Source organism: Undibacterium sp. TC9W (genome assembly GCF_049339865.1).
GTDB lineage: Bacteria > Pseudomonadota > Gammaproteobacteria > Burkholderiales > Burkholderiaceae_D > Undibacterium.
Map to the genome: position 1 here is coordinate 16,635 of NZ_JBMPPJ010000030.1, position 26,324 is coordinate 42,958.

Genomic DNA, 26,324 nt, shown 5'->3' on the forward strand with positions numbered 1-26,324 from the left:
TTCTGGAGTATCCATGTCTGCCATTTTTAATAAAATGAATTTGAAAGATCAGAGTGAAATACTGGTCTTGCATGCACCCGCATCATTTGAGCCCGAAATCGCGGCCTTGACCAAGGTCAAGGTACACAAGAAATTGTCTGGCATCAAAAAACTAAATTTTGCTTTGATATTCGTCAGCAAGCAGCAAGAGCTTGATGAAATCTCACTGGCCCTGAGCAAGCTGGTAGAGGGAGATGCCCTGCTGTGGTTTGCTTATCCCAAGGGAAGTTCGAAAAAATATCAATGTGAATTCAACCGCGATACTGGCTGGGATGTGATCAAGGCGGCGGGATTTGATACGGTGAGGATGGTGGCGATTGATGAAGACTGGTCAGCATTACGGTTCAGGCATGGCGACTTTATCAAAAATTCTAGCAGGAAAGCTGCTGGCTGAAGGCCTGATTATTTTACAGATAAAAATACTGACTCAATCCAGTCGGCCCTGAGCTGGATTGAGCGGGTTTGAGCTTTAAGGCAACCTGGCAAGGTAAGAATCAAACTTGTCCACTGCCAAACCAGCCCTTCATCTTATCCCTGGCACTCTCCTTCACATCGTCAGTAATATAAAAACTGACCGTCACCAGCGCACCCGCGATCACGCCGAGATCATCACTGTAACCAACCACTGGCAACATATCCGGCACTGCATCCAGCGGAAAAATAAAGTAACCCAATGCGCCAAAGATGACAGTCTTGGCCCAGGCCGGTGTCTCTGGCCTTTGCGCTGCATAGTACAGGCACAGCACTTTTTCTATGACTTCGCTACCTGCCGCTTGTGCATATTTCTTGAGCTTGTCCCAAAAACCTTTTTCACTATACGCTTTGCTATGTGACATGTTCTTGCTCCTCAATCATTGGCTTTTTTCACGGTGGCCAGCAAACCCGCCGCTGCCACGAATACGCCGCCAGAAAACTGGTTGAACATTTTTGCCTTGCCTTTGGACCGCAGCCAGGGGCCCATGCGTTCGGCAAAAACCGCATACAGCATCAGCACACTGAATTCAAAAAATACAAAGGTGCTACACAAGACCAAAAATTGCGGCAGCTTGGCAGCGGCCGGATTGATGAATTGCGGGAAGAAGGCGGTAAAGAACAGCAAGGCCTTGGGGTTGCTGGCTCCAACCAGCATGCCTTTAACGTACAGGCGCAAGCGGGTGCCGCGCAACTCGGTTTCTGTTGGCAAAACAAAATCACTGCTCTTGGCACGCAAGCTGCTGATGCCGAGATACAAGAGATAAGCCACACCGAGGTATTTGATGATGGTAAATACCAGTGCAGAGGTCGCCAGAATCGCACCTATGCCTATTGCCGAACAAGTCATGATGGCAATCAGGGAAGTGATATTCCCCAGTGCAGGGAACAAGGTCATGCGCGCACCGAAATTGATGCTGTTGGTGATGCACATCAAAACGGCGGGGCCGGGCGTAATGGTTAATACCAGAACGGCAAGGACATACAGCAACCAGGTTTCTATGGACATGCGGGCTCCCTGAAGTAATTTGAATAATCTCTCAGGGATATCTTAGTCGATTTCAGGGCAGGACACCTGCTGAAACTCAAGAAGCTTTGGCTACCTTGCGCGTTGCGGGCACCGATGGTGCAGATGGCGCAGGTGGCATATAAGCAGCCCACTCAGGTTTTTGCTCTTTACCGCTATCGATGATGACCATATAGCGCCCAGCCCAGGGATTGTCCTGGCGGTTTTTGTCGAGCACCCAAAATTTCTTGCCCTCTGCCACGCCTTGCATATAGTCCGCATCCAGCACCGAGTAGCGGTCCAGCAAAAGATTCAAAGTACCTGGTATCCGTACACAGCCCTTGGATTGCACTGTGCCCAGACGTGATTCGAGTACGCCAGGGTCAGTCGCATGCATTTGCAGACGCATGTCGGCGATAATTTTATCGCCCCAGCCTTTTTTGGCCTTTTGCCAGCCAAAATCAAAGACGCGCCGGCCTTTGATGCCATAACCGCGTATGCCCTTGCTGTTTTTGCTACCCTCGGCACGGTAATCCGGATTGGCCAGGCTATGGGCATACACCCCGACAGGGGTTTCAAAATGCTCAAAACCAGGAGAGCGCCCTGTAGAAACAGGTGAAGCACCAATGAACTGGTATTGCCCTTCCTGGTCTAACCAAAACAACATGGCAACCTGGACCTTGGGATTGCGATCGACCAGCATAATATATTGAGAAGGCAGGCTGGTGATGCTGTTAGTGCTAAGGGCGGTAGCCATCTGCTCTATATAGGATTGCAAGTCTTCTGGCGGTGGTTGCACCTGCTGCACTACGGTACTGGCATAGATGTCCTTGAGACTAAGGGCAGACTCCAGTGCTTGCGAGGGTGCGGCAAAGGCAAGTGCCACCGTGATGGCTATGGCAGGTTTAAGCAGGGATGAAAGCATCTTGAATGAGAAAAAGGAATCTGTAGTCTATGCAATGAGGCCCCGGGGCCTGTCCCTTTCAATATGCCGCAGTTTGATGGTCACAGACAAGTATAAACATCATGCTGGTATGCAAGGTGTTGCAACTTTGACTCATCGCAAACACCTTCATGTCACAAATACTATATTGCATGTTTTACACAGGAGGACTCAGCCGTGAAATATATGAAATTAACTGCGCTATTACCCTTGTCATTTTTTCTCTGTCTAAACATGCCTGCATTGGCAACGGGCAGCAATTGTTCAAACAAGGACATTGCCTGCGTCACCGGTGGTATAGGTGCTACGGAAAGGGAAGAATTGCAACAGCAGGCCGGGCAATACAATCTGTGGCTGCGCACTGCTGCCAATAAATCCGGCGCTTATCTGGCGGATATCAAAGTTATTGTGAGAGACGACAAAACCAAAGCCGTGCTGCTGACAACGACGCTGGATGGTCCCTGGATATTCCTGAATCTGCCCGAAGGCCGCTATGAAGTGGAGGCGCAATACCATGACAAGGCTAAACGATCTGATCAGATCGTCAAGAAAAATACCGAGATCAAAAAAGGCAACCAGCGCCAGATGATGATGTATTTCGAAGCCAGCAATGTCGGTGAACTGAATTACCAGCCTGCTCAATAAAACGCCGGGGCGTCAGTCCAGGTAAATCCTGGGCTTGTACACTTCCATGAAATTGTCTGGTTTGCTCAGTGGCGTGAAACCAAACTTTTCATACAGGCCAGCGGCGGTGCTGGTCGATAGCGTAAAGCGGCGCAGCTTGCTGACTACCGGGTGAGCCATGACTTCTTCCATCAGTAATCTGGAAATGCCCTTGCCGCGCATGTCGGTCACGACAAACACATCGACGAGGTTACCAAAGGTCGCCATGTCGGTGATGATGCGGCAAAAGCCCACCATGCGCTGTTGCTGGAAGATACTGAAACACAGGGAATTGCGCAGAGATTCCTCTACCACAGGTCGTGAAATGCCGGTGGCCCAACCACTTTCGGTCGTCAAGAATTGATGGACCAGGTCGATATCGATCTTGTCCTTGTCTGTCGTGATCCAGTATTCGCCAGCCGGTGTTGCGTTCATGCCGTTCTGTCCTTGTGCTTAGGTGCTTAGGTGCTTAGGTGATTAGGTGCTTAGGTGCTTAGGTGATTAGGTGATTAGGTGATTAGGTGATTAGGTGATTAGGTGATTAGGTGATTAGGTGATTAGGTGATTAGGTGATTAGGTGATTAGGTGCCTGGTTGCTTGGGAAGCTTTCAAAAATGCAATGCCAGGTTCAGACCACAAAGTAGTTTTCAAGTTCATTCAGATGGCTGGGCTACAACGCTGGCCAGGTAATTATTCTTGATACGAACATAGTGCTCTGCCGAGTATTTGAAATAGCTGATTTCTTCTGCCGTCAGGGCGCGGACTTTGACTGCCGGGCGGCCTACATATAAATATCCGCTTTCCAGTACCTTGCCCGGTGGCACCAGGCTGCCTGCGCCGAGCATGACATGCTTGTGGATAATGACATCATCCATGACGATGCTGCCCATGCCTATCAGGCATTCATCACCAATATTACAGCCATGCAGGATGACGGAATGGGCGATCGTCACATAATCACCAATAATCAAAGGCGAACCGGCAGGCTTGCTGGCATTCTTGTGTGAAACATGGCCCATGGCCAGATCCTGAAAATTGCTGCTATGGCCTATGCGTATGTGATTGACGTCGCCACGCAAGACGGCATTGCACCAGACTGAGCTATCCGGGCCGATTTGTACATCACCGATGATCTGGGCACTGGGGTGGATATAGCAATTTTTAGATATTTCAGGAAAGGTGGTCAGGTAGGGACTGAGTGGCATGGTGCAATCTTTGTGTTCATTGGAAGGTTTGAGCACTGATTTTAACTGATCGACATCATCAAGCCCATGTGGACAAATACTTAGATATCCACAGGATCAATTTCCACCGACCACCTGACACGGCTTTTCATCGCGCGCAAATCTGCTATCCAGGCTTTGACAAAGGCTTGCAGCGCCGGACGTGAGACTGACTCGACCAGCAATTGCGCTCTATCGACGTTAGCCACCCGGGTCATGGTCATGGGGATGGGGTCATTGATCATAATGCCCTGATGCTCGGTACAGAGCGCAGCTTCTTTCAAAAAAGCAATGGCAGTTTCCAGCTCTTTGGCTTCTGCCCGTAATAAAGCCTGGTACATGAAAGGTGGCATATGGGCTTGCTGGCGTTCATCCAGCAAGTCTTTGGCAAAGTCGGGGTAATTGTGTGACATCAGCGCATGGTAGAGCGGATGATCGGGGTAGCGGGTTTGTACCAGTACCTCGGATGCATTGCCGCCTTCTTTTTGCGCGGCCCGCCCAGCCCGACCAGCGACCTGCATGAGTTGGGCAAACAGGCGTTCACTGGCGCGGTAGTCTTGCGAGAACAGAGCAGCGTCCGGGTTCAGCGCTGCCACCAGGGTCAGGCGTTTGAAGTCATGCCCCTTGGCCACCATTTGGGTGCCAATCAGGATATCGACTTCACCGGCATGCACACGTTCAAAAGCAGCGGCAGCACTGCCTTTGAGACGGGTGGAGTCGGCATCAATGCGGAAAACCCTGGCCTCCGGGAAAAGCAGGGCCAGGCTTTCTTCCATGCGCTGGGTGCCGCGACCCAGCGGTTGCAGGTCTATATTGCCGCAAGTGGGGCATGAGCGCGGTATGCGTTGTTCCAGGCCGCAGTGATGACAACGCAATCTATGGTCACCTTTATGCAAGACCAGATGGGCAGTGCAGCGGGTGCAATTACTGATCCAGCCACAGGCATCACAGGCCAGTACCGGCGCATAACCGCGCCGATTGAGAAACAGGAGTGATTGCTCACCCTTCTCAAGACGTAGCTTGATCGCACCTATCAGTCTTTGTGTCAGGCCTTCGCTGGGTTTTTCTCTTTCCAGGTTGATGATACGTATGATGGGCAAGACGGCATGCTGGACTGCGCGCTCACGCAATTCCAGCAAACGGTAACGGCCAGTCTGCGCACCCTGCCAGCTTTCCAGCGAGGGTGTGGCTGAACCCAGCAAGATGGGTATCGAGAGCTGCCTAGCCCGCCACACAGCGAGGTCACGTGCAGAATAACGCAGGCCTTCCTGTTGCTTGTAGGAAGGGTCATGCTCTTCATCGATGATGATCAGCTTCAACCTGGGCAGGGATGCCAGCATGGCCAGGCGTGTACCGAGCACGATGCGGGCACGACCGGTATGCGCAGCCAGCCAGTGCAACATGCGTTCACCTTCTGCCATGCCACTGTGCAGGGTAGATAGCATCAGGCCAGGGAAACGGGCGCGGATATGCGATTCAAGCTGTGGCGTCAGGTTAATTTCTGGCACCAGGATCAGGATCTGGGCATCCGGCGTCTTTGCCAGTATTTTGGCGGCAGTCTGCAAATACACTTCCGTCTTCCCGCTGCCGGTCACACCAAACAAGAGATGCGGCGCATAGCCCTCGGCGTTGGCAACTGCATCCACCGCAGCTTGTTGCTCGGGATTTAATTGCGGTTCGCGTACCGGGCTGACATCAGCCTGCTCAGGCAATTTGGCCAGCTTCTTGATGGCGCGCTGCAGGGATACTGTCTTGATGGCTTTGAGGTTCTTGGGCAAGGCGGGTACAGCCACCTCACCTATGGGGCGCTGATAATACTCGGCGGCAAACTGGCATAGCGCCAGCCATTCTTTGTTCATGGCTGGCAGCTCATGCCTGACAGCAATGGCGTCGCGCAGCTTGGCAGGCGGGACATCCGTCTCGCTCACCACGTCCATGATCAGGCCGACGACTTCCTGGCGGCCAAAGGGCACAGCAGCCAGTTGCCCGGACTGGGGCAAGTCGGCAATTGCTCCGCCCTCTTCTTGCGCTGCCCACCGATAATCGAAGGTGCTGTCAAGAGGGGTATCGAGGGCCATGCGTAAATAAACTTGTTTCACGATCTAAGCCTGAACATGAAAATCGGCGCTAACTATTGATTTCATAAGGCTTTTTGACATATCCACAGTTTCTGTGGATAACTTTGTGGAGAAAGGTCTATTGACATCGGTTTTCGCTAGCGTTTACGGGGGTTTCCACAAAATGCCCTGTCTCAGAGCCAAGAATTTAGTCGTTTAAAATCAATGGCTTATAAAAAATGCTGGAAGACAAAAAAATATTTTTGAAAATATTTTTTGCCGCCCCGATTTTGTGCATAAGTGATAGAAAATGTGCATAGAAATGCAAAATTTTTCTGCCGCCAATCCATTGGTTTCCCACAGCTTTCAGGCTGGAAAAGTACGCCAGTACTATGTTTTGCAGAGCAACATGACGCAAAGACAAGCGTCTCAGCCACTTGTTGTTTTGCCAGTGCCTGAATATACAGACTTTGCCAGCGGCCTGACCAGAAACACTGGCTGGACCAGCCACTTTGTTACAGGAAATGGCGAAAACCATGCATATTTTATAAACAAATACCGCTACCTGCTACGCCTGACGCTGTTGACGACTATATTCATGCACCGTTTCGACCAGCACGGTGACCGATTCAACCGGTGTAAATTGCGAAATACCATGACCCAGGTTAAATACATGGCCATGCCCCGCCGCAGGTTTGCCATAACTATCCAGCGCAGCAATGACTTGCTTGCGGATTTGTTCAAGCTCGGCAAACAGTACTGCCGGATCAAGATTACCCTGCAAGGCGACCTTGTCACCCACTTTGGCGCGTGCCTGACCCAAATTCATGGTCCAGTCCAGTCCCAGGGCATCCGCACCGATATCGGCCAGTTGTTCCAGCCACAGACCACCGCCCTTGGTAAAGACAATGGCAGGAATACGCTTGCCATCTTTTTCTTTTTGCAGTTGGCTGACGATATCGCGCATATAAGACAGCGAAAACTCTTGATAAGCGCCATCTGCCAGCGCCCCACCCCAGCTGTCAAAAATCATCACGGCCTGGGCACCGGCATCGATTTGCGCATTCAGATAAGTAGCCACGGCATCGGCATTCGTGCGCAGGATATGGTGCATGAGGTCCGGACGTTTGTACATCATGCTCTTGACGGTATGAAAGTCGCGCGAGCCCTGGCCTTCCACCATATAACAAGCCAGTGTCCATGGGCTGCCGGAAAAACCGATCAGCGGTACGCGGCCATCCAGAGCGGTGCGGATTTGCGTTACAGCATCAAAGACATATTGCAGGCTGCCTGCTTCTGGCACTTTGAGCGCCATGACGTCTTTTTCATCTTTTAACGGGCGCTCAAACTTCGGGCCTTCGCCTTCTTCAAAGTACAGACCCAGGCCCATCGCATCCGGCACAGTCAGGATGTCGGAGAACAAGATGGCCGCATCCAGGCCATAACGGTCTATAGGCTGCAAGGTTACTTCAGTCGCGAAACCAGGGTTCTTGGCCAGGCTCAGGAAAGAACCCGCACCTTTTCGGGTAGCGCGGTATTCTGGCAAATAACGGCCAGCCTGGCGCATCAGCCATAAAGGTGTGTAATCAGTTTCCTGGCGCAACAAGGCTCTGAGGAAGGTGTCGTTTTTGAGTGGGGCAAAATTCATGGCCATAAGTGCTTTCGGTGACGCTGCGTGCATCTGCTTATCTACTGACATGGTCAAACTACGCAGACTATTGCTGTATAAGCGACATTATCGCCTATGCGCGCAGGATAGGCATCTGATCTGCGACAAGTGGCGCAATTTTCAGCAAAATTTCCGGCAATAAACTGTGGATAACTTTGTGGATAGAAATGACAGAATGCCAGTTTACTGATTTATTTTAAATTCGGTTAACAGGATTATTCTGTAAGTCATTGATTTTATTGGGAAGGAATACCAGTTTATGAAAAATTCCCGTTTTTTAGCATAAATCGCGTGCAAACGAAATTGTGCATAAGTACCAAAGCTTTATTATTTTTCTTGACGATTTTGCAGAAATGTTTTCGCTAATTCTTCTGCCCAAATACTGACGCCAAGTGCTGACGGATGGTAGCCATCTTCGGCCATCTGGCGCGCATCTTGAAGATTTGCGGTAAACGGCAAATGCAAAACCTGCTGCCGGGACAGTGCCATCTCGCGGTTTATTTGATCCAGCGCACGCGCCTTCATGCCCAAAACCTGGCGCAAAGGAGCTGGCAAAGCGGGGAAAACCTGCATCGGTGGCACGCCCGCCAATACGATAAGACCACTTGATTTTAGCAACATTTGCAATTCATCCAGCAGACTTTGCAGCTCGGCCCGATAGCTATTAACCGCGCAAAAGCTGGTTGTATCATTGACTCCAAAAGCGACCAGAATGAGATCCCACGCTGGCGATGCATGGCCTTGTGCCTGACGAAATGCTGGCAAGGCTTGCCTGGCCCAGGACAAGCGTGCGCCATTTCGCCCCAGAGCCTGCCATTCCACAGCAGTATCCAGCTTGTCAGCCAGGGCTTTTGCCATTTGTGCGGTAATGGCTTCTTGATAATTCGCCACGCCCACACCCGCAACCGGTGACTCGCCTATACCCAACACCCTTAAGTTATCCACAGGCCGACTCGCATGAGTCCACAGCCCATGTGCCTGGTCACTGGCTTCGGGCAGGCGTGGTGTGGCTGCGCGGGTACGCCTCCCCTGCCATGCCAGCAAGGGATACAGCGGTGCTGCCAGCAGCTCAGGCCAGTAGCTAAATTTCATTTACTGAACTTCATGCATTGAGTTTGATGAACTGAGCTTCACTCTACCTTGAGCTTGCTGTAATCAGGATTACCCGGTGGATATGTGAGCTTCAGGCTCAGCAGCTTTTCTTGAACGATGCTGGCTATCACGAGATTGCGCTGGGTCTTGGAGTCTGATGGCACGGCATACCATGGCGCGTGATCGGCATCTGTTGCCTGCAAGGCATCTTCATAGGCTTCTTGATATGCGTCCCAGTATTTACGTTCGACCAAATCCTGGGGATCAAACTTCCAGTGTTTTTCAGGATCAGCCAGACGCTCTTCCAGCCTGACTTTTTGCTCGGCCTTGGAAATATGCAGGAAAAATTTCAGGATCACCGTACCAGTCTCGGCCAGCATGCGTTCGAAATCGCGTATCTGCGCATAACGGCGCTTGCATTCAGCCTGGTCTATCCAGTCGTGTACGCGGGTAATCAGGACATCTTCATAATGGCTGCGGTTGAAGATGGTAATTTCACCCTTGCCCGGTAATTCTTTATGGATGCGCCACAGGTAATCATGATTTTTTTCATCGGTACTGGGGGCTTTGAAAGCCACCGTGCGGGCACCCAGAGGATTGATTTGTCCAAATACACCTTTGACCGTACCGTCTTTACCAGAGGTATCCATGCCCTGCAGGATAATCAATAGCTTGCGGTCATGAGCAGCATACAAAACATTTTGTAAATCAGAAATTTCTTCTGCCAATTTCAAGGTTGCCAGTTTGTCGGCGGCCTTGTCTGCATTTTTTTCAGTGGCGGCCGTACCTACCAGTTTTTTATTGGCATTGGCATCCTTGACCTGAAAACCTTTACCTACCCGAAACAAGTCCGCAACTGTCATTCAAGTCTCCAATCAATATTGTTTAGCTTACAAAAAATAGATCTCAAAATTAGAGATAATGTTTTGATGATAATATGAAAAGTGCCGCATACCCTAGCAAGACTACAAATGCTTTCAACAGGCTGACACTGTTTGTGTGGCATACATCGCCAACTCATTGCACATGATACGAAAGAAAACTTATTATCTGGCCGCATTGTTATTGCCCATATTGCTGACCTTACTCAGTGTCGCATGTGCGCAATTCGGCGTGTTGCGCGAATTATCGCGCTTTCTGGTTGGGTCTCTGTTCATTGGTGGCATACCGTATTTACTGACGCTGCTGGTGTTCAGTATTGCTTTTTTTCGTCTGGATGAAAACAAGTTTGTTTTCTACTGCCATTTTGCACCGTTCGTCATGGCGTTGGCATTTGGTGTTAGTGCTGCGGTCATTATGATGATCAACGAAAGGCGCATCTACATCGCTGACCTGTTCCATCTGTTTATGATAGGCGGCTTATACAGCCTGCTGGTAGGGTATTTCTATGTATTGCTGGCGGCGATCATTTTCAAACTGCTCAAGTCGATAAAATTGATCTACGTGGAGCCACACCGGGCTTTTTATGAATAATCACCTTACCCTGAACATGACTGATTTTTTTATTCCAAATCAAATAATGAGTGTCCGCAAATGGATAGCTGCTTTTGCCCTGGTGGCGGCCTTGCCTGCTTGCGCTACGGCTGAAGACAAGATTATTACGATTACCACCCATACCAATTTAGTGGCAGACAGTGCCAAGGGGGTGGAGTTCTCAGCTGCATCAAAAGCATTGAATCTGCTGATCAAGGAGCGCAAATTTGAAGAGGCCGACAGAAAAGCGAAAGAAAATTGCCGGTCTTATGAATCCATTTTTGACAGCAGCAAAAAGCAATTCTCTTTCCAGACGACTCAAGAATTTGAGGAATTCAGCAAAGCCAGCAAACTGGATTTTGAATGGATAGAATGGGGTTATAAAAACTGCCTGCAAGTCCAGGCCTTTGTTGCGGTTGAAAGAAGGGATTTGCAACAGGCTTTGTCCATGCTCAGGAGAGTTGAATATCTGGCCCCGGTTTCTGCTGGCACCTCGGTAGAAATTGGCTATGTCTTGAATCAGCTGGCCAAGCCAACGGAAGCCTTGCAAACCTATCGTCATGCTCATGAATTGAGCAAACAATATTCCTCACAACGCCCTTATCTGGCGATGTCCCTGCGCGGCATAGGATTTTCTTTGATAGAGCTTAAGCAGCTTGATGAGGCAGAAAAAGCTTTTCAGGAATCCTTGCAAATCGAACCTGAGAATAAACTGGCGCAAAACGAACTTACGTACATACAGCAATTGCGCTCAGCAAAGCAAACTCAGACACGGTAAAGATGTTCTATCTTGATGCACCTGTCCATCACTACTTTGATACCTGCTGCCTCTGCCCTGGCGGCAGCTTCTGTATTTACGATGCCTGATTGCATCCACAGATAAGGCGCAGCTATATGTATTGCCTCTTCCACAATCGGCGGAATATCAGCCGCATTGCGAAAGCAATCGACGATATCGATACGGTGTTCTGCTGCGGCAGTGATCAGATCAGGATAGCAATGCTCGCCCAATATGATGTTTCCTGCCTCACGCGGATTGACAGGGATGATGCGATAGCCATGTGCCTGCATATAGGCAGACACGCCATAACTGGGGCGGGAAATTTTTGAGGACAGGCCGACGACGGCGATGGTTTTACTTTTGCTCAGTATTTCGGCAATCAATTCTTGTTCCACAGGCATGGGCAGTTCCAGTATTGATCCAGTTTGACGGCATGGAAAAACAAAAAGGCAGCCTGAGCTGCCTTTCCATTGTACTGCTTTCGTCGCGAAAAATTTTCGCAGCGAAATTAACGCTTTTGACGCAATCTTTGTATCGCTGCCAATTGGGCGATCGCGGATGCCAGTTCTGCCTGTGCTTGCGCATAGTCAATCTTGGAATCACGATTAACCAAAGCTTGTTCTGCCAGTCTCTTGGCTTCGCTGGCTTTGGCTTCGTCCAGATCGTGACCGCGAATCGCTGTATCGGCCAAAACTGTCACTGCATTCGGTTGCACTTCAAGCAGGCCACCGGCGACGAATACGAACTCGTCTTCGGCTTTGCCCGGAACCTTGATGCGCACCGCGCCCGGCTTGATGCGGGTAATCAGTGGTGTATGTTTCGGATAGATACCCAATTCACCAGCCTCACCCGGCAACGCGACGAATTCGGCTTCACCGGAGAAGATCAGCTCTTCTGCGGAAACCACGTCAACGTGAATAGTGTGTGCCATGTTGGACCCTTATTATTCGCTCAAAAAAGCTATGGTGCAGTCAATCTCAACTGCACCGCCAGTGCGCTTAATTAATTAAGCAGCAGCCAGTTTTTTCGCTTTTTCGATTGCTTCGTCGATAGTACCTACCATGTAGAACGCTTGTTCTGGCAGGTGATCGAGTTCGCCGGAAGCGATCATTTTGAAACCACGGATCGTTTCTTTCAAGGAAACGTATTTACCTGGAGCACCGGTAAACACTTCAGCAACGTGGAAAGGCTGAGACAGGAAACGCTGCATCTTACGTGCACGTGCGACCAGCAGTTTGTCTTCAGGAGCCAATTCATCCATACCCAGAATCGCGATAATGTCGCGCAATTCTTTGTAGCGCTGCAAAGTACCTTGAACAGCGCGGGCTGTTTCATAGTGCTCTACACCAACCACTTGTGGGTCCAGCTGACGGGATGTTGAATCCAGTGGATCAACCGCAGGGTAGATACCCAGGGAAGCGATGTCACGGGACAGAACAACGGTGGAATCCAAGTGAGCAAATGTGGTTGCTGGAGATGGATCGGTCAAGTCATCCGCTGGAACATATACGGCTTGGATGGACGTAATGGAACCAGTTTTAGTGGAAGTAATACGCTCTTGCAGACGGCCCATTTCTTCAGCCAGTGTAGGTTGATAACCCACGGCGGAAGGCATACGACCCAGCAAAGCGGATACTTCAGTACCTGCCAGTGTGTAACGGTAGATATTATCCACGAAGAACAAAACGTCTTTGCCTTCGTCACGGAAACCTTCAGCGATCGTCAAACCTGTCAGAGCAACGCGCAGACGGTTACCTGGTGGTTCATTCATCTGACCATATACCATCGCAACTTTGGAGTTTTCTGGATTTTCCAGATCAACCACTTTTGCGTCAGCCATTTCGTGGTAGAAGTCATTACCCTCACGAGTACGCTCACCCACACCGGCAAACACGGACAAACCGCTGTGTGCCTTGGCGATGTTGTTGATCAGTTCCATCATGTTGACGGTCTTACCTACACCCGCACCACCGAACAGACCGACCTTACCACCTTTAGCGAATGGGCAAACCAGATCAATAACTTTGATACCGGTTTCCAGCAATTCCTGGGATGGGGACAGTTCGTCGTATGCAGGGGCTTTACGGTGGATGGATGCTGTCTGCTCGTGGCTGACAGGACCGCATTCATCGATAGGGTTGCCCAGTACGTCCATGATGCGACCCAGCGTTGCTTTGCCGGTTGGTACCATGATAGGGTTGCCAGTGTTGGAAATAGTCATGCCGCGACGCAGACCATCAGAAGTACCCAGAGCAATCGTACGGACTATGCCGTCACCCAATTGCTGCTGAACTTCCAATGTCAGCTCGGAGCCTTCCATTTTCAAGGCGTCATAAATCTTAGGCATCGCGTCGCGTGGAAATTCAACGTCCACAACAGCGCCGATACACTGAACGATTTTGCCATTAGCCATGTTCGTTCCTTCTTAATATTTAAATTCAGTTTAGACCGCTGCCGCGCCGGCGACGATCTCGGAGAGCTCTTTGGTAATGGCGGCTTGACGGGTTTTGTTATAAACCAGTTTCAGTTCGCCAATCACGTTACCTGCGTTATCAGTTGCTGATTTCATCGCCACCATACGGGCCGATTGTTCAGATGCCATGTTTTCCGCTACGGCCTGGAAAATCAGTGCTTCTACATAACGTATCAACAATTCATCAATGACCGTTGCAGCATCTGGCTCATACAGATAATCCCAGGTATGGGCATTCTTCTCTGTCGCCAGCTTGTCCGCTGTCAGGGGCAACAACTGCTCCATCACCGGCTCTTGCTTCATGGTGTTGATAAATTTTGTATAACTCAGGTAAACCGCGTCCAGCTTGCCTTCCTGATACGCGTCCAGCAAAACTTTGACTGGACCTATCAGTTTGTCGAGGTGAGGAGTGTCGCCCAATTGTGTGACATGGGAAACCACTTGCGCACCTACGCGATTCAGGAAGCCGAGACCTTTATTACCAATTGCGACCGCTTCTATCTTTGAACCCTTACCTTCGAGTTCACGCATTTTGCTGGTGACAAGACGCAACACGTTCGTGTTGAGACCGCCACACAAACCTTTATCTGTCGTTACAACAATCACGCCAACTTTCTTGGACAGATCTTGTTGCACCATAAAAGGATGCGTGTACTCTGGGTTGGCCTGTGACAAGTTAGCCGTAATCGTACGAATCTTTTCACTGTACGGGCGAGCCGCACGCATCCGGTCCTGCGCTTTACGCATTTTGGATGCGGCGACCATTTCCATCGCCTTCGTGATCTTCTTCGTATTTTCTACGCTTTTGATCTTGCCACGTATCTCTTTGCCTGCAGCCATGAGTATTGACTCCTTCTAGCTACAGTAAATTAATAGGCGCCGGATTTTTTGAAATCAGCAATTGCGGCAGCCATGGCAGCTTCGCCATCTTTGTCCAGTTGCTTGGTTTCTTCGATCTTCTGCAGCAATGCTGCATGGCTCGTTTTCATGAAATTATGCACGCCTGCTTCGAACGCCAGCACTTGCTTGACCGGTACATCATCCAGGAAGCCTTTGTTCACGGAGAACAGAGTAACGGCCATCAGGGAGATAGACAGTGGAGCATATTGAGCTTGCTTCAACAATTCAGTAACGCGGGCACCACGATCAAGCTGCTTGCGTGTCACTTCATCGAGGTCAGAAGCGAACTGAGCAAACGCTGCCAATTCACGGTACTGTGCCAAGTCATTACGGATACCGCCGGACAAGTTTTTGATAACTTTAGTCTGCGCAGCACCACCAACGCGGGAAACCGAGATACCAGCGTTGATCGCTGGACGGATACCTGCATTGAACAGAGATGTTTCCAGGAAGATCTGACCGTCAGTAATCGAAATTACGTTGGTAGGAACGAAAGCGGAAACGTCACCAGCCTGAGTTTCAATGATAGGCAATGCTGTCAAAGAACCTGTTTTACCTTTAACTTCACCTTTGGTGAAAGCTTCAACGTAGTCTGGGTTAACGCGTGCTGCACGTTCCAGCAAACGGCTGTGCAAATAGAATACGTCACCTGGGTAAGCTTCGCGGCCTGGTGGGCGGCGCAGCAACAGGGAAACCTGACGGTAAGCAACAGCTTGTTTGGACAGATCATCATAAATGATCAGTGCATCTTGACCGCGGTCACGGAAGTATTCACCCATCGCGCAACCGGAGTAGGCGGATACGTATTGCATCGCTGCAGATTCAGCAGCAGTAGCAGCAACAACGATGGTGTATTCCATGGCGCCGTGGGCTTCGAGAGCGCGCACAACGTTTTTAACGGAAGAAGCTTTTTGACCAATCGCTACATAGATACATGTAACGTTTTGACCTTTTTGATTGATCACGGCATCGATCGCAACAGCTGTTTTACCAGTTTGACGATCGCCAATGATCAATTCGCGCTGACCACGACCAACCGGTACCATGGAGTCGATAGACTTCAGGCCAGTTTGCATAGGTTCAGAAACGGATTGACGTGCAATAACGCCTGGCGCAATCTTTTCGATAGGCGCGGACAGTTTTGCATTGATAGGACCTTTGCCGTCGATAGGCTGACCCAGCGCGTTAACGACACGACCACGCAGTTCAGGACCGATAGGCACTTCCAGAATACGGCCGGTACATTTAACTGTATCGCCTTCGGAGATGTGTTCGTAGTCACCCAGGATAACGGCACCAACGGAATCACGTTCCAGGTTCAGCGCCAGACCAAATGTGTTGCCTGGGAATTCCAGCATCTCGCCTTGCATCGCGTCAGACAGACCGTGAATGCGGCAGATACCGTCGGTAACGGAGATAACCGTACCTTGATTGCGAATCTCAGCTGTGTCGCCAAGGCCTTGAATCCGGCTCTTGATCAACTCGCTGATTTCAGATGGGTTGAGTTGCATACTAACTCCTAATATTTATTACGTTCTTACGCGGTCAGGGCGCCGTGCATTTTCTGCAGTTTCGCGCGTACCGACGTGTCGAGCACCTGATCACCAACCACGATGCGTACACCACCGATCAAAGAGGAATCCACTTTGACTGTAGGGTGCAACTTGCGGCCAAATTTCTTTTCCAAGAGCACTGAGAGCTCGCTCAACTGAGCTGCCGAGATTTCAAATGCGCTAGTCACTTCAGCATCTGCAGCGCCTTCGAGGGCGTTTTTCAGAGCATGAAACTGGAAAGCGATTTCCGGCAACAAAGTCAGACGGTCATAGTCAGCGAGTGTGTTGATGAAGTTTTTCGCTTCAGCAGTCACTGGAGATTTGATCGCAGACAAGAAAATCTCAGCTTTTTGATCAGCCGAGACTTTGGGGTTGTGTGCAAGAGCTTGTACATCGGGATGCGCACCTACCTGTGCCATCTCGGTAACCAGTTCCGACCAGGCGGACAGGTTACCGGTTTGGGCAACACGAAACAGCGCTTCTGCGTAAGGACGAGCGATCGTTGCGATTTCGGCCATGATTACAGCTCGGTTTTCAGTTGGGTCAACAGATCAGCGTGAGCAGATGCGTTAACTTCACGTTTCAGAATTTGTTCTGCGCCTTTGACTGCCAGAGTGGCAACCTGGTCGCGCAATTCTTCGCGTGCTTTAGTCACTTGATTTTCAGCATCCGCTTTTGCTGCAGCAATAATGCGGGCAGCTTCAGCAGCAGCAATGTTGCGAGCTTCTTCAACGATCAGAGCAGCGCGTTTTTCTGCGTTGATGATGTGTGTTTTGCTCTCTTCACCAGCAGCAGCCAATTGAGCCTGCACGCGCTTTTCAGCAGCTTGCATTTCCAACTTGCCTTTATCAGCAGCAGCCAAACCGTCTGCAATGCGCTTCATGCGCTCATCGATCGCACCAATCACTGGTGGCCAGATGAATTTTGCAGTCACCAAAGCCAGGATGAAAAACACCCCAGCCTGATACCACATAGATAGATTCAGATTCACTTTAGTTTCCTTATCAAATTAATCGTTCCGCAGGCCAGAGACCTGCGGTAGAAAAAGGAAAGCTATTAGCCTTTGAATGGGTTTGCAGTTGCGAAGAACATGGCGATACCAACACCGATAATGAACGCAGCATCGATCAGACCAGCCAACAACAACATTTTACCTTGCAGTTTGTCCATCAATTCTGGTTGACGAGCAGACGCTTCCAGATATTTACCACCCATCATAGCGATACCGATACAAGCACCCAAAGCGCCCAAACCGATGATCAAACCACAAGCCAATGCAACGAAAGCGACGTTAGTCATGAGAAAACTCCTAGAAAGTTAAAATTAAAATACCAAAATCAAAAAACTAAAACCAAAACCAAAACTAAAACCAAAAACCTAAAACTTCAAAACTTAATTAATGCGCTTCGTGAGCCTGACCCATATATACCAGAGTCAACATCATGAAAATAAACGCTTGCAGAGGTACGATCAGGATGTGGAAGATGGACCAGGCAGAACCCAGTACCAAATGACCAATACCGCCGAAGATGGAATCGGAAGCACCCAGCAAAGCTGCAATCAACAGGAACAACAATTCGCCAGCAAACATGTTGCCGAACAACCGCATACCGAGCGAGAAAGTTTTCGCTGCGTATTCAACCAGATTCAATGCCAGATTGAAAGGGAAGAGCATAGGACCAAACGGTGCGCTGAACAATTCCTTGATGAAACCGCCTACGCCTTTGATCTTGAAGCTGTAATACATCATCAGGCAGAAAATACCGATGGAAATACCGAGAGTACCGTTCAAGTCAGCAGTAGGAACCACGCGGTGAGGCATTTCATGATCCAGGCCAAACAAAGGGAACAGCCATTGAGAGAACAGATCAACTGGCAGGAAATCCAGGGAGTTCATCAATACCACCCAGACAAATACCGACAATGCCATAGGAGCGATAAAGCTTGTGTTGCCGTGAACGATGCTTTTTGCATTGTTATCGACCATTTCGATGAGCATCTCAACTGCGCACTGGAAACGGCCAGGTACGCCGGAAGTTGCCTTGCGTGCTGCCATGTACATAATGATAGTACCCAGCAAGCCGCAAACGACTGACCAGATAACCGTATCAATATTGACATACGACATGTCCCACAGGGACGTTTGTGCCTGATGGCCGTGGTTTGTCAAATGCCCAAGGTGATGGGCTATATATTCTGACGGAGTGACTTGTTCAGCTGAGCTCATGATCAGTGCCTAAAGAGTAAAATGAAATAGCTTTTCAGTACGACGATGAAGGCGATCAAAAAGGCCGGCCAGTTGACATCGGGGTACCAGAAGACAACCGCTGCCATCAGCGCGACTGTCGATATAACTTTGAAAAATTCACCGATGAAAAAACTCATCGGATTTGCTCCTCCAGGCCTCCGGGCGCTCATAGTCAGGCGCAACGCGAACAAGGCATTTGGGATCGCACAAGACAATCCACCGAACAGGGCAGACAATCCGTAAGAAATATTGCCGAAAATTCCAGCAAGCAAGCCCGCAACCAGCGCTGCTACCAGTTGCAGCAGTATGATGCGTGCCATGCTTCCCTCATTTATCCAGGACTTGCGCAAAATAGCAGCAATGGATCAAGCTCATCGCCAGCCCCATTATCCAGTTTTGCACTGTGTTCATCAGGGGGCTTTGCTGGACTATCTTGCGTAAGTCCTACAATTTTATAAATATGACAGTTGAATTTGATTGGCTTGCCACGATATAACCGGGCAGCGCAAATCCTCGCCAATCAAAACCACGGAATTATACGTGGTAGTGCGTAATAACGTCAAACGTTTGATGCATAAGGCTAAATGTTTGGTGCATTGCCTGAAAACCTGCCATTAATGCGCCATTTTGGTGCTTTTTTTATTATTGTACTGGTTTTCCCATTTTTGCTGTTTTTGCAATCAACGCGCTCAACCAGTCCTGGCCTTGCTTCCAGCTACCCAGACCAGACTCGCCATTGATATGGCCTTTTGCACCGATCAGGTGCAGCTCGGCTCCCCAGTTTTTTGCCCAGGCTTGTGCAATTGACACATCGCACCAAGGATCGTCACTAGATGCTACCACGGCGACCGGAAAGGGAAACCTGGTCAGGGGCATGGGATTGAAAGTGGGGGCAGGAAAATTTTCCCGCCCGACATTCGGCGGCGCCACCAGAAACGCTGCTTTGACTTTGCTTTTATCTGCGACGTCCGGCATGCCGGACGCCAGCCACCAGGCAGTCAGCGCACAACCCATGCTGTGCGCGACCAGTACCACTTCGTCATCAACCGCATTCACGGCAGCTGACAAAGTGGCAACCCACACATCCTTGACCGGATGATCCCAGTCTTGTTGCTCTACTCTTTTTATATTGACTAATTCGGCTTCCCAGCGTGTTTGCCAGTGGCCGGGGCCGGAGCTATACAGGCCGGGTAAAGTCAGTATCTGCATGGGTCAAATCTTTTTACTGTCCACGTATCTTTAAAATGATGCCATCCAGACTATCAAGGTCGGCAAAATCGATCAGCATCTGCCCCCTGCCCTTGCTGCCTAATTTAAGGGCAACCTGGGTCGCCAGCAAATCGGATAACTCTTCTTCCAGGCGGGTGATGTCACGGGATTTTTCCGCTTTGTCGCGCGGCTTGCCATTCGCGCTCATCTCAGCCGTGGTCTTGGCAACCAGCTTTTCTGCTTCACGGACAGACATGCGCTTGGCGACGATCTGGTTGGCCAGTTGTATCTGTGTGGCGGCGTCGGTTACCAGTAATGAGCGGGCATGGCCCATGTCGATGTCACCTGCCATCAGCATCGTTTGCACGGGTTTGGCCAAGTTCAGCAGACGCAACAGGTTCGATACAGCGCTGCGGGAGCGCCCTACTGCATTGGCTGCCTGCTCGTGGGTGAAAGAAAAGTCGGTGATCAACCTGTGTATACCTTGGGCTTCTTCCAGAGGATTCAAGTCTTCACGCTGCATGTTCTCGATGAGAGCCATGGCGGCGGCGGCCTGGTCATCCACATCCTTGACCAGTACCGGCACTTCTTCCATCCCCGCCATTTGCGAAGCGCGGAAACGGCGTTCACCGGCAATGATTTCGTAACGGGTTACGCCATTGTTTTGTCCTATCGGGCGAACCAGGATGGGTTGCATCAAACCCTGAGCCTTGATGGAGGCCGCCAGCTCGGCCAGCGCGCCCTCGTCCATGCGGGTGCGGGGTTGGTACTTACCTGCTTGCATTTGTGCCACGTTCAGGCTGGTAGGGGCACCAGTGACGGTAGGTACGGCTTCGGCAAAGTCGGCGGCACCGCCGAGCAAGGCGTCCAGACCACGGCCCAGACCTTTTTGTTTTTTGATCGACATACTTATTTTTCCAGTTGTTTAATTCTTTCCACCATCTCTGCACCAAAGGCGATATAGGCTTGCGCCCCTTTGGATGCAGGATCAAACACCACGCCGGGGATACCGTAAGATGGTGCTTCTGCCAGACGGACATTGCGCGGGATCAGGGTCTTGAAAACCTTGTCGCCAAAATGCTGTTCGAGCTGGTCAGAGACTTGTTGCGATAGTGTCATGCGCGGGTCAAACATCACGCGCAGTAGGCCGACTATCTTCAAGTCAGGATTCAGATTGGCTGAGACTTTCTTGATAGTATTGGCCAGGTCGGACAAACCTTCCAGCGCATAGTATTCACACTGCATGGGGATGATTACGCCATGCGCGGCACACAGGCCATTCAAAGTCAGCAGCGACAAGGCTGGCGGACAGTCGATGAGGATAAAGTCATATTCAGCATCGACCTTGGCCAGGGCTTCGCGCAGGCGTTTGTCACGGTTGTCCAGCGAGACCATTTCCACTTCAGCACCAGCCAGCTCACGGTTGGCCGGCAAGACATCGAAACGGCCAGATTCAGAACGCAGTTTGGCGGTTGTCACATCAGACATACCGAGCAAGACTTCATAAATGGAAGCGGTCAGCTTTGCCTTATTGATACCTGCTCCCATGGTGGCATTACCCTGGGGGTCGAGATCAACCAGTAAGACGCGTTGATCGAGTTTCGCCAGGCCTGCGGCGAGATTGACGGTAGTTGTGGTTTTACCCACACCACCTTTTTGGTTTGCTACACAAAAGATTTTTGCCATAGAGGTTTCCGTGAAATCAGGCCTGGGTTTTCTTGATAAAGACGAGGTGACGTTCTGCCTGCAAACCAGGCACCGTCAAGGCTTGCAACTTATCCACATGCCAGCCAGCGGGCAGGCTGTCTATTTCCTGTTTCGGTTCCACGCCTTTCATGGCGATGAACTGGCCACCTTCGGCCAGCAGATGACCAGACCAATTGACGAAATTGGCCAGCTCAGAAAATGCGCGTGAAGTGATGACGTCAAATGCTTCCTTGACCTGCAAGGCTTCTACCCTGCCGGTATGGACGGTAACATTCTTCAAACCCAGCTCAGTCTTGGCCTGGGTCAGAAAGGCAGTCTTTTTACTGACCGTATCTATCATGGACACTTTGGCCTGTGGATAAGTAATGGCCAGCATCATACCGGGCAAACCGCCACCGGCACCTACATCCAGTATATTTTTTGCATCCTTGAATGCCGGAGCGGCAGAAAGCGAATCCAGCAAATGTTGCCTGACCATGTCTTTTGGGTCACGGATAGCCGTCAGGTTATAAACAGAGTTCCATTTTGACAATAATGACAAATAAGCAATCATGTTATCAATTTGATCATTATTTAGATCCAGAGCCAATTCCTCAACACCGCTCTGTAACATCGATCTTAACTGTGCTTGTTCCACGTGAATCATACGGCCCTGCCCTCGATTAGCTTCTTGTTTTTCATTTCAGTTTTATTTTTCGTTTTAATTTCTTGTGCTTGGCAGGCATGCTCATGCCAAAGCGCTTGCAAAAACATGCCTGCAATCTGATGTTCCACGTGAATCAATCTACTGGGGTGTCAGCAACCGTCTCAGCCACTGCATCTGCATTCGCCATGAACTCTTTAAAACCACGCTTCTTCAGATGTACCAAAAGCAGGGAAATCGCTGCAGGCGTCACGCCAGAAATACGGCCACACTGGCCCAGGCTTTCAGGCTGATGCTTGTTGAGTTTTTGCCTGACTTCAATGGATAGCCCATTCACTTCCATATAATCAAAACCCACTGGCATTTTGAGATTCTCAAAATGCGCATGGCGCTCAACCTCTTTGGCCTGCCTGTCTATATAACCGGCATATTTAACCTGTATCTCTACCTGCTCACGCACATGTGGATCAAGCACTCCTGGCCCGGCCAGCTCCTGCCCTTCCACACCTTGCAAACTCATGAGGCTTTCATACGTCACTTGTGGGCGACGCAATAAATCAGCCAGGGAATATTCACGCTCCAGAGCCTTGCCAACGACACGCTCAGCTTCCACATCTGCGAGGATGCGCGGGTTGACCCAGGTCGAGCGCAGCCTTTCCATTTCACGTGAAACACTTTCACGCTTTTCTTCAAACTGCTGCCATTGCGCATCGCTGACGCAACCCAGTTGGCGGCCTATCTCAGTCAGGCGCATATCGGCATTATCTTCACGCAGGCTCAGACGGAATTCAGCACGGCTGGTGAACATGCGGTAAGGTTCTTGCACGCCCTTGGTAATCAGGTCATCCACCAGCACACCGAGATAGGCTTCATCACGGCGCGGCACCCAGGCTTCTTTACCCTGGGTTTTCAATGCAGCATTCAAGCCTGCCAACATACCTTGGGCTGCTGCTTCTTCGTAACCTGTCGTGCCGTTAATCTGCCCGGCAAAGAACAAGCCCTCAATTTGGCGAGTCTCCAGCGACGATTTCAAACCACGCGGGTCAAAATAATCATACTCAATCGCATAGCCAGGACGCAGGATGTAAGCGTTTTCCATACCGCGCATGGAACGCACGAGGTCCAGCTGCACATCAAAAGGCAGGCTGGTAGAGATACCATTAGGGTAAAACTCATTGGTCGTCAGGCCTTCAGGCTCCAGGAAAATCTGGTGCGATTCCTTGCTGGCGAAGCGGTGTATCTTGTCTTCTATCGACGGGCAATAGCGCGGCCCCACCCCTTCGATAACACCCGTGTACATGGGGCTGCGGTCCAGACCGGCCCGGATAATGTCATGGGTTTTTTCATTGGTATGGGTAATCCAGCATGGCAGCTGCCTTGGATGCATGCTGGTATTACCCATATAGGAGAATACTGGCACGGGATCAAGGTCACCAGGCTGCTCTTGCATCAGTGAAAAATCGATGCTGCGACCATCTATACGTGGTGGCGTACCCGTCTTCAAACGACCTTGTGGCAGCGCCAGTTCTTTCAAACGAGCAGACAAAGATATCGCTGGCGGGTCACCGGCACGGCCTGCCGAGTAGTTATTCAAGCCCACGTGAATCTTCCCATCAAGGAAAGTACCTGCTGTCAGCACGACGGCGCGGGCGCGGAACCTGATGCCAACCTGGGTCACGGCACCGACAACACGGTTACCTTCGACCAGCAAATCATCGACAGCCTGCTGGAACAGCCACAGATTAGGCTGATTTTCCAGGCGACTACGTATCGCCTGCTTGTACAAAATACGGTCCGCCTGGGCACGGGTGGCACGCACGGCTGGGCCTTTGGATGAATTCAGGATACGGAATTGTATGCCTGCCTCATCAGTGGCAATCGCCATGGCACCGCCCATGGCATCGACCTCTTTCACCAGATGGCCCTTGCCTATCCCACCTATGGATGGGTTGCAAGACATCTGACCCAGGGTCTCGATATTATGGGTCAACAACAGTGTAGATTGCCCCATTCGAGCAGAGGCAAGTGCAGCTTCGGTACCGGCGTGACCGCCGCCGACGACGATAACATCGAATTCTTTTGGATAAAACATGGTGGATTTCTGAGAAACTTGGGACGGGAGGCACGATTATAGTTTGTTTTGCGCGTAAACTTTTGTAGAACTAAAGATTCTCTTTTTATTTAGAACTATGTTTCACGTGAAACATGAGCATCTGGACATAAAAAATGGGACCGAAGTCCCATTATCACTAACTGATTGTTTCACGTGAAACACTACTATTTGAGAAAGCCATCGTAAGTCGTCTTACATATCAGCGCCACAACCACACCAAGGAACATCTTGCGAACAAACGAGGTACCATGTTTAATTGCCAAATGACTACCTAAAATAGAGCCTCCAACACCGCATACGGCCATCGTCAAACCCAGCATCCAGAGTACGTGGCCGCTATAACCAAACCAGATAAGTGCCGCAGTATTGCAGGCAACATTCAATACCTTGGCTGCAGCAGAGGCACGCAGGAAGTCATAACCAAAGATACGCACGAACAAAAACATGAAGAAACTGCCTGTACCCGGCCCAAAGAAACCATCGTAAAACCCTATGCCTGCGCCCACCAACATTGCCATATAGGTTTCTTTGGAACCCGAGAACACAGGTTTATTGTCAGCACCAAACTCCTTCTTCTTGAAGGTATAGATAGCCACAGCCACCAGGATAAAGGGCAAAGCCTTGCGCAAATAGGTGGGCGGGATATGTGTCACGAGGAAAGCCCCGGCAAAAGAGAAGGCAAACGCCATGAATGCAGCTGGTGCCACCATGCTCCAGCGCACGCTGACTGTCTTCATATAACGTGTCGCTGCGACTGTCGTTCCCCAGATACCTGCCATCTTATTGGTACCCAGCAAGGTAGCAGGAGCCGTCCCGGGCATGAAAGAAAACAGAGCGGGAACCTGTATCAAGCCACCGCCACCGACGATGGAGTCAACAAAACCAGCAAAGAAGGCCGCCAAAGCCAAAAGAAAAATATCCATATTGAGCGCGTTTGATTTGTAATGGGAGGTCATCATGTTGCCTCAAGAAAACACCTCAAGTAGCAAACATGGCACAGATAACTTATACAGAAGCAAGCTGTGAGCAACAAGGTACAGGCCGTGCCATAACAGTTGCGGCACTAGCTTGTCTGTTTGACTGGCTGCGACAAATCAGACAAGATGCAAATCCGGTGTAATCAATCTGCCGCTATTTGTCTTTCACAAGGATCAACGCAATGAAGATATCCCTGTCTCTGATGTTTGCAGCATGCATCTTGTTCAGCACCGGCAGTAAGGCGCAAGCTGAAATCGAGCTCCCCTTATGGCAAAACGGCGCGCCCGGTCTGCAACATCAGCGGGCAGAAGCAGCAGAAGACAGGCATGAAACTGGCCGCCTCGACAGATACCTCAGCTACGTCAGCAAACCTACGCTGACCATTTATCCGGCCCCGGCCGACAAGGCAACTGGCACAGCAGTGCTGGTCGTACCAGGGGGTGGCTTTCGCTATGTCTGCATAGACAAGGAAGGCATAGAAGCCGCGCACTGGCTGAATGCCCAGGGCATTACTGCAGCCGTACTCAAATACCGCACTCTAGCACTGGATACCGAGCGCAACTGGAAAGCAATACAGCCCCTGACAGCAGACACTAGCCGCGCCATGCGGGTTCTGCGGCAACATGCAGCAGACTGGAAAATCGACAGCAAGAAGATAGGCGTACTCGGTTTCTCTGCTGGCGGCGTCATGGCCTTGCAAATGTTGATGGATCAGGATGAAGGCGACTCAGGCGCTGCGGACGCCACAGAAAAATTGGGCAACCGCGCAGACTTTATCGCCCTGGTATATACCGGTGTCCCCGGTGGAAAAATCCCAAAGGCTGGCAAGAACACCCCGCCCGTATTCATAGTCCATGCCTCGGACGATCCCAAAGCCCCACCGGTAGTCGCCGCAAAAATCTATCAACAATTACTGGAAGGCGGTGGCCAGGCAGAACTGCATGCCTTCCGCCGTGGCGACCATGGCTTTGGCATGACACCTGCCAGCGGCAGCTTGCGCAACTGGACCAGCCTGTATGCCGACTGGATGCGCGACCTCAGGCTGTTGGACAAATAACATTGCTCGCGAAGTCCTTAAGGCCA

At 50.5% G+C, this 26,324-nt stretch carries 31 protein-coding genes; 5 read left to right on the forward strand and 26 right to left on the reverse strand.

All coding sequences use genetic code 11. The annotated features are described in order from the left end of the window. The first annotated feature begins 13 nt into the window (after nucleotides 1-13). On the forward strand, nucleotides 14-433 hold the full coding sequence (locus ACO0LN_RS27010; protein ID WP_422979293.1) for a hypothetical protein: 420 nt from the start codon (nucleotides 14-16) through the stop codon (nucleotides 431-433). A gap of 100 nt (nucleotides 434-533) precedes the next feature. Here the strand turns inward: ACO0LN_RS27010 and ACO0LN_RS27015 are convergent, their stop codons facing one another. From ACO0LN_RS27015 to ACO0LN_RS27025, 3 genes are all read right to left on the reverse strand, one after another. Continuing rightward, a complete protein-coding gene (locus ACO0LN_RS27015) occupies nucleotides 534-875 on the reverse strand; it encodes a YkvA family protein (RefSeq protein WP_422979295.1) in 342 nt (113 codons plus the stop codon). A gap of 11 nt (nucleotides 876-886) precedes the next feature. Then, nucleotides 887-1,519, reverse strand: a complete 633-nt coding sequence (locus tag ACO0LN_RS27020; protein ID WP_422951655.1) for a LysE family translocator — start codon at nucleotides 1,517-1,519, stop codon at nucleotides 887-889. 76 nt (nucleotides 1,520-1,595) lie between these two features. Further along, nucleotides 1,596-2,441: a L,D-transpeptidase gene (locus ACO0LN_RS27025; protein WP_422979297.1), complete on the reverse strand. Its 846-nt coding sequence runs from the start codon at nucleotides 2,439-2,441 to the stop codon at nucleotides 1,596-1,598. 252 nt (nucleotides 2,442-2,693) lie between these two features. On the opposite strand from ACO0LN_RS27025, the gene ACO0LN_RS27030 reads away from it, so the two are divergent. Next, nucleotides 2,694-3,104, forward strand: a complete 411-nt coding sequence (locus tag ACO0LN_RS27030; RefSeq protein WP_422979299.1) for a hypothetical protein — start codon at nucleotides 2,694-2,696, stop codon at nucleotides 3,102-3,104. A 12-nt stretch (nucleotides 3,105-3,116) separates the two neighbouring features. Here ACO0LN_RS27030 and ACO0LN_RS27035 read toward each other — a convergent pair whose 3' ends face one another. The 7 genes from ACO0LN_RS27035 to ACO0LN_RS27065 form a co-directional block, all read right to left on the reverse strand. Then, nucleotides 3,117-3,557: a GNAT family N-acetyltransferase gene (locus ACO0LN_RS27035; protein WP_422979301.1), complete on the reverse strand. Its 441-nt coding sequence runs from the start codon at nucleotides 3,555-3,557 to the stop codon at nucleotides 3,117-3,119. A 218-nt stretch (nucleotides 3,558-3,775) separates the two neighbouring features. Continuing rightward, a complete protein-coding gene (locus ACO0LN_RS27040; protein WP_422979303.1) occupies nucleotides 3,776-4,327 on the reverse strand; it encodes a gamma carbonic anhydrase family protein in 552 nt (183 codons plus the stop codon). Between the two features lie 80 nt (nucleotides 4,328-4,407). Continuing rightward, nucleotides 4,408-6,423: a primosomal protein N' gene (locus tag ACO0LN_RS27045; protein ID WP_422979383.1), complete on the reverse strand. Its 2,016-nt coding sequence runs from the start codon at nucleotides 6,421-6,423 to the stop codon at nucleotides 4,408-4,410. Nucleotides 6,424-6,610: 187 nt separating this feature from the next. Further along, nucleotides 6,611-6,940: a hypothetical protein gene (locus ACO0LN_RS27050; protein WP_422979305.1), complete on the reverse strand. Its 330-nt coding sequence runs from the start codon at nucleotides 6,938-6,940 to the stop codon at nucleotides 6,611-6,613. Between the two features lie 30 nt (nucleotides 6,941-6,970). Next, a complete protein-coding gene (hemE, locus tag ACO0LN_RS27055; protein WP_422979385.1) occupies nucleotides 6,971-8,056 on the reverse strand; it encodes a uroporphyrinogen decarboxylase in 1,086 nt (361 codons plus the stop codon). Nucleotides 8,057-8,398: 342 nt separating this feature from the next. Continuing rightward, nucleotides 8,399-9,163: an SGNH/GDSL hydrolase family protein gene (locus tag ACO0LN_RS27060; RefSeq protein WP_422979306.1), complete on the reverse strand. Its 765-nt coding sequence runs from the start codon at nucleotides 9,161-9,163 to the stop codon at nucleotides 8,399-8,401. 38 nt (nucleotides 9,164-9,201) lie between these two features. After that, nucleotides 9,202-10,026 (reverse strand): PPK2 family polyphosphate kinase, encoded by an 825-nt coding sequence (locus ACO0LN_RS27065; RefSeq protein WP_422979308.1) that lies wholly within the window; start codon nucleotides 10,024-10,026, stop codon nucleotides 9,202-9,204. Nucleotides 10,027-10,189: 163 nt separating this feature from the next. On the opposite strand from ACO0LN_RS27065, the gene ACO0LN_RS27070 reads away from it, so the two are divergent. Together ACO0LN_RS27070 and ACO0LN_RS27075 are read left to right on the forward strand one after the other, a co-directional pair. Beyond that, complete coding sequence (locus ACO0LN_RS27070) at nucleotides 10,190-10,636, forward strand: hypothetical protein (RefSeq protein WP_422979310.1); 447 nt, start codon at nucleotides 10,190-10,192, stop codon at nucleotides 10,634-10,636. 46 nt (nucleotides 10,637-10,682) lie between these two features. Further along, nucleotides 10,683-11,414, forward strand: coding sequence for a tetratricopeptide repeat protein (locus tag ACO0LN_RS27075; protein WP_422979312.1), 732 nt, complete (start codon nucleotides 10,683-10,685; stop codon nucleotides 11,412-11,414). On the opposite strand, the gene ACO0LN_RS27080 is transcribed toward ACO0LN_RS27075, so the two are convergent. The 16 genes from ACO0LN_RS27080 to ACO0LN_RS27155 form a co-directional block, all read right to left on the reverse strand. Further along, nucleotides 11,402-11,818, reverse strand: coding sequence for a CoA-binding protein (locus tag ACO0LN_RS27080; RefSeq protein ID WP_422979314.1), 417 nt, complete (start codon nucleotides 11,816-11,818; stop codon nucleotides 11,402-11,404). The genes ACO0LN_RS27075 and ACO0LN_RS27080 overlap by 13 nt on opposite strands. A 107-nt stretch (nucleotides 11,819-11,925) precedes the next feature. Then, entirely contained in the window at nucleotides 11,926-12,348 is a 423-nt protein-coding gene (locus ACO0LN_RS27085) for a F0F1 ATP synthase subunit epsilon (protein ID WP_422951668.1), read from the reverse strand. 75 nt (nucleotides 12,349-12,423) lie between these two features. Then, complete coding sequence (gene atpD, locus ACO0LN_RS27090; protein WP_186945797.1) at nucleotides 12,424-13,830, reverse strand: F0F1 ATP synthase subunit beta; 1,407 nt, start codon at nucleotides 13,828-13,830, stop codon at nucleotides 12,424-12,426. Nucleotides 13,831-13,860: 30 nt separating this feature from the next. Next, nucleotides 13,861-14,730: a F0F1 ATP synthase subunit gamma gene (atpG, locus tag ACO0LN_RS27095; protein WP_186954438.1), complete on the reverse strand. Its 870-nt coding sequence runs from the start codon at nucleotides 14,728-14,730 to the stop codon at nucleotides 13,861-13,863. A 29-nt stretch (nucleotides 14,731-14,759) separates the two neighbouring features. Further along, nucleotides 14,760-16,301: a F0F1 ATP synthase subunit alpha gene (gene atpA, locus ACO0LN_RS27100; protein WP_162044016.1), complete on the reverse strand. Its 1,542-nt coding sequence runs from the start codon at nucleotides 16,299-16,301 to the stop codon at nucleotides 14,760-14,762. A 26-nt stretch (nucleotides 16,302-16,327) separates the two neighbouring features. Then, a complete protein-coding gene (locus ACO0LN_RS27105) occupies nucleotides 16,328-16,861 on the reverse strand; it encodes a F0F1 ATP synthase subunit delta (protein ID WP_422979317.1) in 534 nt (177 codons plus the stop codon). Nucleotides 16,862-16,863: 2 nt separating this feature from the next. Then, nucleotides 16,864-17,334, reverse strand: a complete 471-nt coding sequence (locus ACO0LN_RS27110) for a F0F1 ATP synthase subunit B (protein ID WP_422979319.1) — start codon at nucleotides 17,332-17,334, stop codon at nucleotides 16,864-16,866. Nucleotides 17,335-17,399: 65 nt separating this feature from the next. Then, on the reverse strand, nucleotides 17,400-17,642 hold the full coding sequence (atpE, locus tag ACO0LN_RS27115; RefSeq protein WP_186917574.1) for a F0F1 ATP synthase subunit C: 243 nt from the start codon (nucleotides 17,640-17,642) through the stop codon (nucleotides 17,400-17,402). Between the two features lie 97 nt (nucleotides 17,643-17,739). Next, nucleotides 17,740-18,570: a F0F1 ATP synthase subunit A gene (atpB, locus tag ACO0LN_RS27120; RefSeq protein WP_422979321.1), complete on the reverse strand. Its 831-nt coding sequence runs from the start codon at nucleotides 18,568-18,570 to the stop codon at nucleotides 17,740-17,742. A 2-nt stretch (nucleotides 18,571-18,572) separates the two neighbouring features. After that, entirely contained in the window at nucleotides 18,573-18,911 is a 339-nt protein-coding gene (locus tag ACO0LN_RS27125; protein WP_162044020.1) for an ATP synthase subunit I, read from the reverse strand. A 322-nt stretch (nucleotides 18,912-19,233) separates the two neighbouring features. Then, the gene (locus ACO0LN_RS27130; protein ID WP_422979323.1) at nucleotides 19,234-19,800 is read right to left on the reverse strand and encodes an RBBP9/YdeN family alpha/beta hydrolase; all 567 of its coding nucleotides are present in this window, start codon (nucleotides 19,798-19,800) and stop codon (nucleotides 19,234-19,236) included. A gap of 13 nt (nucleotides 19,801-19,813) precedes the next feature. Further along, complete coding sequence (locus ACO0LN_RS27135) at nucleotides 19,814-20,707, reverse strand: ParB/RepB/Spo0J family partition protein (protein ID WP_422951675.1); 894 nt, start codon at nucleotides 20,705-20,707, stop codon at nucleotides 19,814-19,816. Nucleotides 20,708-20,709: 2 nt separating this feature from the next. Then, a complete protein-coding gene (locus ACO0LN_RS27140) occupies nucleotides 20,710-21,486 on the reverse strand; it encodes a ParA family protein (protein WP_422979325.1) in 777 nt (258 codons plus the stop codon). Nucleotides 21,487-21,502: 16 nt separating this feature from the next. Next, nucleotides 21,503-22,153, reverse strand: coding sequence for a 16S rRNA (guanine(527)-N(7))-methyltransferase RsmG (gene rsmG / locus ACO0LN_RS27145; protein WP_422979327.1), 651 nt, complete (start codon nucleotides 22,151-22,153; stop codon nucleotides 21,503-21,505). Nucleotides 22,154-22,286: 133 nt separating this feature from the next. After that, nucleotides 22,287-24,242: a tRNA uridine-5-carboxymethylaminomethyl(34) synthesis enzyme MnmG gene (gene mnmG, locus ACO0LN_RS27150; protein ID WP_422979329.1), complete on the reverse strand. Its 1,956-nt coding sequence runs from the start codon at nucleotides 24,240-24,242 to the stop codon at nucleotides 22,287-22,289. Nucleotides 24,243-24,427: 185 nt separating this feature from the next. Continuing rightward, complete coding sequence (locus ACO0LN_RS27155) at nucleotides 24,428-25,219, reverse strand: TSUP family transporter (protein WP_422979331.1); 792 nt, start codon at nucleotides 25,217-25,219, stop codon at nucleotides 24,428-24,430. A gap of 203 nt (nucleotides 25,220-25,422) precedes the next feature. Between ACO0LN_RS27155 and ACO0LN_RS27160 the strand changes: the two genes are divergently transcribed. Beyond that, nucleotides 25,423-26,298, forward strand: a complete 876-nt coding sequence (locus ACO0LN_RS27160) for an alpha/beta hydrolase (RefSeq protein ID WP_422979333.1) — start codon at nucleotides 25,423-25,425, stop codon at nucleotides 26,296-26,298. The last annotated feature ends 26 nt before the right edge of the window (nucleotides 26,299-26,324 follow it).